The following is an 11,999-nucleotide window of genomic DNA, read 5'->3' on the forward strand; positions in this document are numbered from 1 at the left end:
TGAATGCCACTAAGAGCCGCAGTAAGCCAAGACCTGGCGGAGGTCTTAATATGGGCGATAAGAAAAAATTACTAATTATCGAGGATGATGCCGACCTGGTGAGGGCATTGCAGTTGTATTTCTCAACAAACTATGAAGTTTTCACTGCGGCAAATGGCCTGGAGGGTTTGCAGGCACTGTATAATGAGCGTCCCGATATTGTCCTTCTGGACATCGCAATGCCCAAAATGGATGGTTGGGAAGTCTGCCGCCGTATCCGCGAGCTATCCGATGTGCCCATTGTGATCCTGACCGCTCGCGTTCAAGAAGATGAACGCGTCAGGGGACTGAGGCTGGGTGCAGATGATTATGTAGTCAAGCCTTTCAGTCTGAAGGAATTGGAGGCACGGTTGGAAGCGGTGCTGCGACGCGCCCAGGCTGCAAAACCTATGAAGGGAGGCATCCTTTTTGCCAACGAGGAACTGGTCGTAGATGCGGATCGCTTGCTTGTCACGCGCAATGGCAAGCCCCTTGATTTGACGCCTACCGAATTGCGCTTGCTATTGTTCTTGGCGGAGAACGAGGGACGGGTATTAACCCACCGCCAGATACTGGAAAAAATCTGGGGCTCGGAATACGCCAATGACATAGATTATGTGAAATTATTCATCTATCGGCTACGGCGCAAGCTCGAAGCCGATCCGGAGAATCCGCGCTACATCCTCTCCGAGCGCGGGATTGGATACCGTTTTGTCAATCCCCTGGCTTAAAACGCCTGCTCTTTTTCTCCTCACAAGGCACCCACCAGGCTTTTACAATTGCAATTCGCTTCTTTCATAGCGCGCTGGTGTGTGCTAGGCTTAGGCCAATAGTCGCTTTAGCAGCGAAGCGAAAAGCAGCATAAATTTAATGAAACATTTACTTTTTCTTCACGAATCATTCACAATTGCTTGAGAAAAGTGTGTACAATGTAGCCAGCGATCAGTCGCGAAGCTGCTTGCATCCCTCCGTCAAGGAGAAAACAATGAATAAAAGATTTTCAAGGGCATTTTGGGTTGTTTGGATTCTCGTTGCTTTGCTCTTTCCAGCGGCTGACAGCCGAGCTTCGCCTGTGCTCAAAGGAATAAAGTCAGTGGATCTGGGTGCGCCGCATGTGCCGGGGCGCATCTTGGTAAAGTTCAAAAGCGGCATCAAGGACGAGCAACGGCGCCAAATCCTCGCTGAACAGGGTGGAGCACTGGTAGCTGAGATCCCTCGGCTAGGTGTGCAGGTAGTGCAGGTGCCAGCAGAGCAGATGGCGACCGCACTGGCCAGATACCGGGCCAACTCCCGAGTAGCCTATGCGGAACCTGATTATCTGGCGTATGGCACCCTCACGCCAAATGATCCATACTATAGTTCCATGCAGTATGGGCCTCAGAAGATCCAAGCAGACCGTGCCTGGGACATTACCACCGGATCTCCCACAGTGATCGTGGCAGTGGTTGATTCCGGCGCCGACTTTCAACATCCTGACTTGCAGGGCAAGTTGATCGCTGGCTGGGATTTCATCAACAATGACGCAGACCCAACCGATGACCATGGGCATGGCACCCACGTTGCAGGAATCGTTGGCGCGGTGACAAACAACGGTGAAGGCATTGCTGGCATTGGCTATCAAACACGGTTGTTGATCGTGAAAGTGCTCGATGACTCGAATGGTGGAACCTATAGCGGCATCGCCCAAGGCATCATCTACGCTGCGGATCACGGTGCCTCGATCATCAACCTGAGCCTGGGTGGAACTGCCTTTTCTCAAACCCTGCTGGATGCAGTGGAATATACCTGGAGCCGTGGGGTGCTCCTGGTCGCCGCAGCAGGCAATTATGCCTCGAGCAGCCCGTTTTACCCAGCTTCTTTCGAACACGTCATGGCGGTAGCGGCTACAGATGCCGATGATAACCGTTGGAGCAGTTCCAATTATGGCAACTATATCTCGGTATCAGCACCAGGCGTAAATATCTACAGTACAAATTGGAACAAAACTAGCGGCACTGGCTATGCCTATCGCACGGGTACCTCGATGGCCACGCCTCATGTGAGTGGCATGGCTGCCCTGCTGTTGGCGCAAGATCCAAGCCGCAGCAATGCCCAACTGTGGAGCATCATCGAAAGCACGGCTGATGACCTTGGCGCAGTCGGTTGGGATCCCTACTATGGCTACGGGCGAGTGAATGCTTACCGCGCAGTTGGCGGCGAGGGAGGGGATCCTACGCCTACGCCGACTCCTGAGCCGACTAATACACCAACTCCAGATCCGACTCCTGAACCAACTGCCACGCCAACACCCACATCATCTCCAACTGCAACGCCTCTTCCCACACCGATGCCATATCTACAGCGGGTCAATTGCGGTGGGACGAGTTATACGGACACCCAAGGGCAAGTATGGGCTACTGACCAGATATGGAATGGTTCCTGGGGCTACCTGGGAGGAACCGCCCGATCATCCACGAAAGCTGTGAATGGCACCGAAGACGATCCACTGTACCAACATTGGCGCGATAACCCAGGCGAGTATCGTTTTGCGGTGCCAAATGGTACTTACCAGGTTGTTCTGCGCTTTGCCGAGTTCGAGACTAGCAAGCCAAGCGATCGCATAATGCGCATCACCATCGAGGGAGTGACAGTTGAGAGCGGCTTCAGCATCTGTAAGCTGGTGGGCATGTACACAGCTCTGGACAAGGTGTACCTGGTTACAGTTAGCGATGGTGAGCTCAACATCATATTTACCAAAAATGGCGGGAAAAAGAACCCGGTGGTCTCAGCCATAGAGGTGTCTCAGTAGCCGAGTTAAAGAAGCAAGTTCTCGGGGAACTAGGGCTTGCGACCAAGGGCGCAGATACCCGAGAACTGAAAGCCTGGGCAGTTTTCTCCTTTCATGCAGAGCATCCGGTATTGGGTGGCCGAATGCTCTGCTTTGTTTAAGATTCGAGCGGTCAACATATCCTGGCCCACAGCCCGCACCAGGGATGAGTTGTCTCCCCCTATACGCCCATTTCCTCCTATGAACTGCATAAATATACCCCGTTTCCACCGGATAGATACTCTCTAGTTACCTCTATGTGCTATCATGGATGGTGTATGAGTATCTGAAGCTGTTTTGCGGCGAGTCGCAGCAACACTCTGCAGGACAGCCAAGTCGAGGAGGGGGATTATGAAAATCACAAAGATGATCGTTGTTTGGGCCACGTTGCTCGCGATAGTCATTGTCGGGGTAGTCTTGCCGACGCCACAAGCAGCCGAGGCACAGTTGGATACAACCACTATGGTTGGGTTGCCAGATGCGGATCCCAACAGCGGGCGGTTTATCAACGTCACGCGCGGCATGAACAGCTTGGGCGGCGTACCTGGGACTGGGCAGGTCTTGAACATTTCTCTCGAGATCCCAGCTACGCGGACTCAGTTTGTGCTCGCCATCTTCGATGGCGACATGGGCGGCTTGTGGGACAGGTGGGGATCGCCTAAGCCTCCTGAAGGAGGCGGTCAGGCTGAGCCTTTCGATGATGTACAATTCGAGCTGTACCGCGATCCCAATATGACGGGCAACTCGAATTCCACGGACCGATTGGCTTCATGGTCAGGGGAAATCATGCCGGATGATGATTGGTTTACTGCTACAGTGCTTCAAGACCCTGGTGCCTACAATGCTACACGTGGCGCCTATTACTATCACCTGGTCTGCAAGTGGGTTATTACCAATGACTATGCCAATGAGCAGAACAACTTCAAGATCGCGGTTCAGGGTCGGCCGTTCCTGCGGGCAGGGACCACGATTGGTTTTGAGGGCTTTACGTGGAAATATAATCAGAACTACGCACAAGATCCTACTACCCTGCCACGCACTACTGGTTATGATGGCACCTTCAGTTTCTATTTCAATTTCAATCTTCCGGGGATAACGGAGATCAATCTGTATGATGGGGACGCTGATCAAGCCAATGATGCAGACGACCTCAACTCACCCTCCGAAGCGTGTCGAGGGGATCTCTATACCTGGCCAGATTACCCCAGCCCGCTCTATTCAGCTTGGCTCAATGCTGCCGAGAATCCAGGCTGCAACTTTCCACCTTTCCCAACGTCGCCTTGCACCCTGGCTGAGGGTGCCAATCCAGGCGTGCCACCGGATGACACTTTTCTCCCGCCCGGCAACAATGTCATCGTAACGCCCCCTGTGTACTATACTATCTCCGCCCCAGGATCAGCCTGGACTCTGACAAATGCGAATCCTTCAGGGAACCAGGAGTGGGAATTGTACCGTATCACAACGGGCAACGGTTCTGATGCTGACGCTGTGGTGCCTTCGCTGCCGATCGGGGTATATACATGGCGCTGGATAGGACTCGATGCTCTGAACATTCTCTTCATCGTGACGGATTACGACATAGCTACGCAGCCAGGGACTGGGTCATCGGGCTATTGGAAGACCCATCCGCAGGCCTGGCCGGTTGACTCCATCACGATTGGGGGGGTGACCTACACCAAAGACCAGGCTATTGTTATCATGAAAACCACCAAAGCCAATGACAAGACCTACGACATGTTCAACGCCCTGGTTTGCGCCAAATTGAACATCATTCTTGGCAACGAGTCCAGTTGCATTGCCAATACCGTTGCTGCGGCTGATAACTGGATGGTGCAATATCCACTGGGCAGCGGCGTCAAGGCTAACTCCGCTGCGTGGAAGAGCGGTACACCACTGTTTCTGAAGCTGGAAGAGTACAACAATGGCCTGCTCTGCGCACCGCATATAGGCTGAACACCAGCGGAGGCCATTCACTTGCGTCTGCTCTCGGAGTGACCAGAGCATTCATCCTACTCAACAGAGCCTGCAGAGCGGCATGATGCTTTGCAGGCTTTTTGCTATACAAAATGCATTCGAGTGGGTGTGGGATGAGATGTGTTAGGTTGCAAGTTCTGGTCGACCGGCCGTCAACGAAGTGGGAAACGAATCCCGCCAACATTCGTTTTGGAATTCGTTGATGGCCACCCTACATGGCCTGTCCATACTTGCCCCAAATGAACTTTCTAGCGTGTTTGGAGAAGACCGATTCATCGAGTATAGTGAAACTGAATTGGAGTGCGAATGGCAACGCTTGAGTCCAGAGTGGCAGTGAAACAAGATGTGCTGTTTCGAGACCTTGGCGGCGAAGCAGTTGTCCTGAATCTGCAAAGCGGGAAGTACTATGGTCTGGACGAGGTGGGCACGCGCATATGGTCGCTGCTCCTCGAGTATGGTCAGGTGAAGCAGGCATACGCCGCTCTGCTCGGTGAATACGACGTGAGCGAGGAACGCCTCCAGGAGGATCTGCTTCATTTTGTTGACGAACTGGTTTCCCATGGGCTTGTACAAATTGATGAAGCGTAGGTTGGACACGGCACGCACTTTCTCGCGCCACGACTGGTGGACACTAGGGCAGGCCTGGTTGCTGCTGGGGATGGTTGACCTGGCTCTGCGCGTGTTGCCATTTCGTTTGGTGCATAAGTGTATGTCGCTGGCGCGGAGGCAGACAAGGAAACGAGATGCTGCTGCAGAGCTGGCAGCGACGCAGCACATGCAGCGATTGGTCAGCCTCGCCAGCCAATGCCACCTGTACCCCATGCGTTGTCTGTCGCAGGCGCTGGTTTTGCAACGCCTGCTGGGCAGACAGGGCATCCCCACAGAACTACGCATTGGAGTACGCAAGGAGGCAGGGCAGCTCTGTGCCCACGCTTGGCTGGAATATCATGGCCAACCGCTTGGCGAGCCGCAGGGCATTGCGGCACGATTTGAACCACTCGCAGCACCGGGGGTCGAACCATGAGCGGCATGGCAGGTATCTTGCGCCTGGACGGGGCGCCAGTTGATCCAGACCTGCTGCACAAGATGGCGGCGGCGCTGCAGTACCGGGGCCAAGATGGGAGCAAAGTGTGGCACGACGGACCGATCGGCCTCGTCCATCGCCATTTCTGGACCACCCCGGAGGAGATGGGGGAAGAGCAGCCCATCAGTTCGACGGACAGCCATCTATGGATTACGGCGGATGCGCGGGTGGACAACCGCGACGAATTGATCTCGCTGCTGCGAACTGGGGGTTACCTTAACAAGGAAATACCCACCGATGCTGAGATTATCCTGGCTGCCTACAAATGCTGGGGTGAAGACTGCGCCCAGCATCTCATTGGCGATTTCGCCTTCGCCATTTGGGATGCGCCGGCCAGGCGACTGTTTCTGGCACGGGATGTCATTGGCATTCGCCAATTGTACTATGCAACGATGGATGGAGTTTTGTACTTTGGCAACACCATCGGCACGGTGCTGGCTGCGCTGCCCCGTCAGCCGGCCTTGAACGAACCCTTGATCCACGAATTCTTACGCGGTTCCTATCGCCGCTGGATTTGCCAGACCATCTATGCCGATATACTGCGGCTGCCCCCAGCGCATCATTTGCTAGTGGGCAGGGAGGTTTCTAGCCCTCGGCTGTACTATGTATTGGGATCGCAGCCAATGCCCCATTATGCCTCCGATGAGGACTGGCTGCAGGCATTCCGGACTTTATTCCAGGAGGCGGTTCGTTGTCGTTTGCGCAGCGCGACACCGGTCGGGATCGCTGTAAGTGGTGGCCTGGATTCTTCCTCGGTGGCATGCATGGCCCATGAGCTGGCACAGCAGCAGCCCGATTTGCCGGAGATTCGTCTGTATTCCTTGGTGTATCAAGACACGCCCGGGGCTGATGAAAGCGAATTCCTCGATGCCGTTGCCGCTCACTGCGAGCGTTTTGTCACTACGAGGATTGTCGGTGATGAGTTCTGGGCGCTGCGTGAGTTCGGTAGCGATGGGGGATTCCCACTGGATGAGCCAGAGATATACCCTCTGCGTAGCCAAACTCTTGCGCCCCTGCGGGCTGCTGTAGCGGATGGCTGCCGCGTGGTGCTGTTTGGTGATGGGGGAGACCAGGTTCTGGCGCAGAACCTATACGCTGAGCCACAAGGATTGCAGGGAGTTGCCTTGCGTGATTGGTTGGAGGAAGCAAAGTATTTCCAGATGGCAACTCGTCGCTCCTGGTTCTCGCTGTTGCTTCGTGCCTATGTCAAGCCGATGCTTTCGCAAAGGCTTCGGTCTGTGATGGAAGATTTGTACATCAATTTTGTCAGAGCACGGCCGTGGCTCAAGAGTCCACACTTTCATTATGGTCGGGATGGGGGCTCGCTCGAGAGCGCATTCTTTCGCCCGCCAGGCTTGGGGGCATCTGCACAGGTGATTCACGAGAATTTACGCTATCCCCGGGAAAGCGCACGACAGAATGCCATGGATCTGACGGTGGCTTACGCTGGGGCGGAGCAACGCTACCCGTTTTTCGACCAACGGTTGGTCGATTTACTGCTACGTGTTCCGCAACACCTCATAGCTTGGCGTGGCATAGACCGAGTCATTGTGCGCGAGAGTCTTGCCACGACCATGCCTGAAGTGGTGCGGCAGCGTCGGCATAAAAGCCATTTTGAGGGATTGGTTCAGCGGGGCTTGTCTAGAGAGCGGCAACGCATTGAGGAATTGATCTGCGATCCATGGGCCGAGGTTTTGGGATTTATCCATGCAGCGCCCCTCCGTGCTATTATCGAGAGCAGGTGGCAAGAGAGAATGGAGCTGCAAGGAGACATTTTGAGGTTGTTGTATCTAGAGTCCTGGCTTCGGGACAAGATGCAACCAAATGGGCATCAACCAATAGGAGGCTAATATGGAAAATAAGATGAAACAGGGTAGGAAGCCTTTGGAAGGGAACATAATAGTCAAGCGAGCGTATGCTTCTCCAAAGTTGCATGAATACGGGCGGCTGGCTGACTTGACACAGGGCACCTACAAATTTGGATACAAGGATGCTAACGGTGGATCATATTATCCAGGTTTCTTCGAACCTAAAGAGTAAGCACCTGTAAAGGCATTACTGTGTCTGAAGCAGGGCTTTTCCGTGCCGAAGGCTTCTCAGATTTAGTTGCTTTAAGCGATGAGGAGGTGCATCGAGTTACCTACCAACAAGCTGAGGCGGCCACGAAGCAACTGGCCGCCCAGATTGTGCAGGCTTTTGGTGCAGCGGAGGTGGCGCTCTTTTGCTATGCTGCCATTCCCCGCGGCGGCCTGATCGTGCTGGGCATGTTGTCGTACGTGCTCGACCTGAAGCCAGAAAACCTGCTATCCCTGCCCGTGGATGTCCCCTTGGTGGTGGTTGACGACTCGGCTTATTCCGGTGCACGCTTTGCACAGTTTTTACACTCGGTTAGCAACGAGAGGGTCATTTTTGCCCACCTCTATTCCCACCCCGACCTGCGCGCGGCGATCCTGCGCGAAGAGCCACGCGTGGTGGCTTGCTTGGCTGCACAGGACTTGCGCGATTTGGCTCCAGAGCGATACAGTCCAGAGAGCGAGTACCTGGCGTGGAAAGAGCGCTGGCGCCAACGAGCGAAGCGACCTGTCTACTGGATGGGCTTGCCGGAAATGGTCATCTTCCCCTGGAGCGAGCCAGACCGCCCGGTCTGGAATCCAGTGAGCGAGCAAGTGGAGGAGGGCTGGTGGTTGACGGCGCCCGATCGCTGCCTGAAGAACTGGGCGCGGCTGGGAGTACCGCCGAGGGCTCAAGCCCAGCCAACCCTGCGCAGCCCAGACGAGGTCGCTTTTCATTTTGATGACGAGAAGGTTGTCCTCTGCAACTTGCGCACGGAGCAAGTCTACGGTCTGGAGGGCGTTGCCGCAGATATGTGGCGCGCCCTGGTCGGGTATGGCGATTTGGAGGTGGCCGCTCAACACCTGGCGTCTCTTTACGAGGTGGATGAGCAGCGTCTGTGGAGCGATCTGCAGACCTTTGCCAGCGAATTGCTGGCCAAAGAGTTGCTAGAGCGGATAGATGAGCCAGGCGATACCGAACAAGCCTCCTAACTGCGCGTTGTCAGCAACCTGGACAATCTATCGCCTCTTCGGCGTGACACTGGCCACGGATTTCCCCTTCGCCAACCGCCTTGCGCCGGCCACCGGCCCGGTGGATTTGACCTTTACCTGCCAGTTGACTGCACCACTTCCTCGTAGTTTGGAGCAGGCATTAGCCTCTCACAGCAGTTCGTACCGCACCGACAACGGTGAAAGCGTCATCTTCCTCTATCGCCTGGCTGAGTGCGATGTGGTCCGCTTCACTCACATTGCTGATTACTACCTCTGGCCTGGGCGCATTGTATGCCACTTGTTCAATCCGGATTACCGTTATTTGGTCGAGATACACCTCCTGGGGCCGGTGCTCTCCTTGTGGTTGGAACTGCAGGGCATCCCCATGCTGCATGCTGCAGCAGTTGCTGTAAACGGGCATGCGGTGGCTTTCCTATCAACCAACAGTGCAGGGAAGAGCACACTTGCCGCAGCAATGGTGCAAGCAGGTTATTCTTTGCTCACGGATGACATCCTGCCCGTGGAGCATTGTGGCGATGCCTTTATGGGCCGTCCGGGCTATCCCCAGATGCGGCTGTGGCCGGATGAAGCGCAGCATTTTCTAGGGCATTACGAGGACCTGGAGTTGGTGCATCCGGCGTATACCAAGCGGCGCGTACCGGTTGGGCCGGATGGCTTTGGCTCGTTCTGCAATGCGTCCCAGCCTCTGGCTTGTATCTACCTGCCGGAGCGGCACGATGTGCAGGAGCATGGGACACGGATTGAAATCGTGCCGGTCGCGCGGCGAGATGCACTGATGGAGCTGGTACGTCACTCTTTTGTTGCCTTCATCATGGAGCAATTGGGGTTGCAAGCACAACGCCTAGATTTGTTCGCACAGATGGTGCAGCAGGTGCCCATGCGTCGGCTCGTTTATCCTAGCGGGTTCGAGTATTTACCGCTTGTGCGCGAGGCGATCCTCGCGGATGTGGCGAAACTGCCCTAGCTGCCTACGGAGGGTATCTCTTCAAACTCACCATAGGCAGAAACAAATCGCGTAACAGCGGTGGCCCTAGGTGGTAATCAGGAGAATCCCACTCTCGACCGGCGAACCAGCCTCCAAAGGCTTTCCCCAAATCCTCGAAAGGCTCCAGTCTTCCTTGCACAAGGCGTACAGCGCGTTCCTGGACCTCCAGTTTTACCACCTCGACTTGCTGCCGGCCTGGCGCTGTGCCGATTGGGCTGGTGGCAGTCAAGGTGATGGTTATCGTGTGTGGGAACACGCCAGGCTCGAAGGGTACTGCATAGGCACGCTCTGCAGCGCTGAGGCCAGGTATTATTGTCGCATAGATGCCTTGCTTGGTCTGTACGATCAGTTCTACATCCAGGGGAAGCAATCCATCATTGGCAACGGACAATAACAGAGAGTTAGCATCTATGCTGACACTGCTTAGCCCCGCGTTGGGCGTCGCGGCTAGGAGATACAGGCTCCAATCCAGCCAGCGATCTGCCATCAAAAGGATCGTTTCCGGTGCTGGGTTGAATGATTCTCCTACACTCAGTCCAACGGTGTAGGTATTGGTCGTGGTAATGCGCTTAGCAAACGACAAAATGCTTGCTGCGTAGGTCTCGGGCGTCCAGGCCAGGAGTCCTTGCTCGTAGAGCCAATCTAAAGTGCTACCGCTGGCCTGGTACAATCCGCGCGCCGTCCAGCCGTGGAGTGCGCCTCGGAAGCCATTCCTTTCGGTAAGCTGGCTTCCCTTGCGCGATAGCGTCTCATACCAGAATCTGTCCGGCAATGTGGCTTCGGCAGACCAGGCCCAGGGGTGTAGTAGCACATCGCTGCCAGAGTGAAAACTGAGAGCGGTGACGAGGTTGGGTCGGCCCAGCACGAAATCCCGTACCGCGCGAGTTTCAGGTTCGGAGAACGCCGTGGGGCCACGATAAATGTCTGACCAGGGGGTATTGTCCCCCAGTTCCCAATGGCTATCGTAGTTGCGGTTGGCATCGACACCACCTGGAGGATCCTCGCCATTCCGCCCATCCCCATCGTTGTCCACTTGAGGAGTCTCTCTCCCCTCGCCGTTGAACAGTCCTGCAAAAGAGCGGCTTATCAGATGGTTTTGCCAGCCTTCGACAAATGGGTCGTCGGGGTGATCTGCTACCCATGACGCGTCAAATGTGTAATGATAGACCTCATATGTGCCAAAGCCGGCATCCTCACGCCCATCCTCGTCAAACAGTCCATCTCTGTCATCATCGCTGGTGGTTGGATTAGCAGTTTTGCGCTGCCTTTGGTCGGAATTGAGGAAGATGTCGTTGCCGTCCGGGTTCACGCATGGGATGGCGTAGACCGTCCGCGTATCCAGCAAGCGGGTGACGAGCGCATCATCGCCGTAGCGAGAGAGCAGGTACCACAGGAAGTACAGCACTGCCTGGGAGCTAACGGCTTCGCGAGCATGGTGCTGCCCGTCTACGTACAGTGCAGGGCGGCTAGCGGGGTCGCCAGCGGCTTCGTTGCCAATGCGCACCGCAACAATGGGGCGTCCTTGCCAGGAATACCCAACGGTCATTACCTCGACCAGCCCTGGATAGGCGCTTTCGAGTTGATAGAGAAAGGTCACGATTTCCGCCGACGTCGGATAGTGGATGAAATCCATGATAAAGGAAGGGCCGGGACGAGGGATGTCTGCTGATTGGAGCGTCATCACGGGGCGCGACAAATATGGCCCGTGCTCGCGCGGGTAAAGGTCATCAAGACCCTCAATCCAGTCGAAGCGCTTCCATGGTTCAGGGGGTTGCGCAAGACCACGGCCCACGCATAGAGAGATGCCAGCGAGGACTAAAATCATGAGGAGATGGGCAAACAGCCGATGGCGGCTTCGGGTCATTCGACTCCTTTCCTTTTGAGTAGCCTCAAGTAGTATACCATTATCTGGGGCAATAGCCAACAATCCTCAGAGGTCAAATGTAAGTGGCCAATAGATCGTTACCAGCCTCTTTGTCACAAGCGAGCAGCAGGTCGGTACTAATTGGGTCGAGCAGGATAGGTGGTAGCAAGGCGATATGCTCATCCCCAGTATACCCCAAATGG

Annotated in this window: 10 protein-coding genes; 9 read left to right on the forward strand and 1 reads right to left on the reverse strand. The window is 55.2% G+C overall.

Annotation, left to right across the window (positions count from 1 at the left end):
• Nucleotides 1-50: 50 nt before the first annotated feature.
• From H5T67_04915 to H5T67_04955, 9 genes are all read left to right on the forward strand, one after another.
• Complete coding sequence (locus H5T67_04915) at nucleotides 51-749, forward strand: response regulator transcription factor (GenBank protein MBC7244655.1); 699 nt, start codon at nucleotides 51-53, stop codon at nucleotides 747-749.
• A gap of 254 nt (nucleotides 750-1,003) precedes the next feature.
• Complete coding sequence (locus tag H5T67_04920) at nucleotides 1,004-2,806, forward strand: S8 family serine peptidase (GenBank protein ID MBC7244656.1); 1,803 nt, start codon at nucleotides 1,004-1,006, stop codon at nucleotides 2,804-2,806.
• A 369-nt stretch (nucleotides 2,807-3,175) separates the two neighbouring features.
• On the forward strand, nucleotides 3,176-4,777 hold the full coding sequence (locus H5T67_04925; protein MBC7244657.1) for a hypothetical protein: 1,602 nt from the start codon (nucleotides 3,176-3,178) through the stop codon (nucleotides 4,775-4,777).
• Nucleotides 4,778-5,104: 327 nt separating this feature from the next.
• Nucleotides 5,105-5,386 (forward strand): PqqD family protein, encoded by a 282-nt coding sequence (locus H5T67_04930; protein ID MBC7244658.1) that lies wholly within the window; start codon nucleotides 5,105-5,107, stop codon nucleotides 5,384-5,386.
• On the forward strand, nucleotides 5,337-5,822 hold the full coding sequence (locus tag H5T67_04935; protein MBC7244659.1) for a lasso peptide biosynthesis B2 protein: 486 nt from the start codon (nucleotides 5,337-5,339) through the stop codon (nucleotides 5,820-5,822). The genes H5T67_04930 and H5T67_04935 overlap by 50 nt, the downstream gene beginning before the upstream one ends.
• Nucleotides 5,819-7,732, forward strand: a complete 1,914-nt coding sequence (locus H5T67_04940) for a hypothetical protein (GenBank protein ID MBC7244660.1) — start codon at nucleotides 5,819-5,821, stop codon at nucleotides 7,730-7,732. The genes H5T67_04935 and H5T67_04940 overlap by 4 nt, the downstream gene beginning before the upstream one ends.
• A gap of 1 nt (nucleotide 7,733) precedes the next feature.
• Nucleotides 7,734-7,922 (forward strand): hypothetical protein, encoded by a 189-nt coding sequence (locus H5T67_04945; protein MBC7244661.1) that lies wholly within the window; start codon nucleotides 7,734-7,736, stop codon nucleotides 7,920-7,922.
• Nucleotides 7,923-7,942: 20 nt separating this feature from the next.
• Nucleotides 7,943-8,926, forward strand: coding sequence for a PqqD family peptide modification chaperone (locus H5T67_04950; GenBank protein ID MBC7244662.1), 984 nt, complete (start codon nucleotides 7,943-7,945; stop codon nucleotides 8,924-8,926).
• A complete protein-coding gene (locus H5T67_04955) occupies nucleotides 8,895-9,911 on the forward strand; it encodes a hypothetical protein (GenBank protein MBC7244663.1) in 1,017 nt (338 codons plus the stop codon). Before H5T67_04950 ends, H5T67_04955 begins: the two co-directional genes overlap by 32 nt.
• A 4-nt stretch (nucleotides 9,912-9,915) precedes the next feature.
• Here H5T67_04955 and H5T67_04960 read toward each other — a convergent pair whose 3' ends face one another.
• The gene (locus H5T67_04960) at nucleotides 9,916-11,796 is read right to left on the reverse strand and encodes a hypothetical protein (GenBank protein MBC7244664.1); all 1,881 of its coding nucleotides are present in this window, start codon (nucleotides 11,794-11,796) and stop codon (nucleotides 9,916-9,918) included.
• Nucleotides 11,797-11,999 lie beyond the last annotated feature (203 nt).

This window comes from Chloroflexota bacterium (assembly GCA_014360905.1).
Lineage (GTDB): Bacteria > Chloroflexota > Anaerolineae > UBA2200 > UBA2200 > JACIWX01.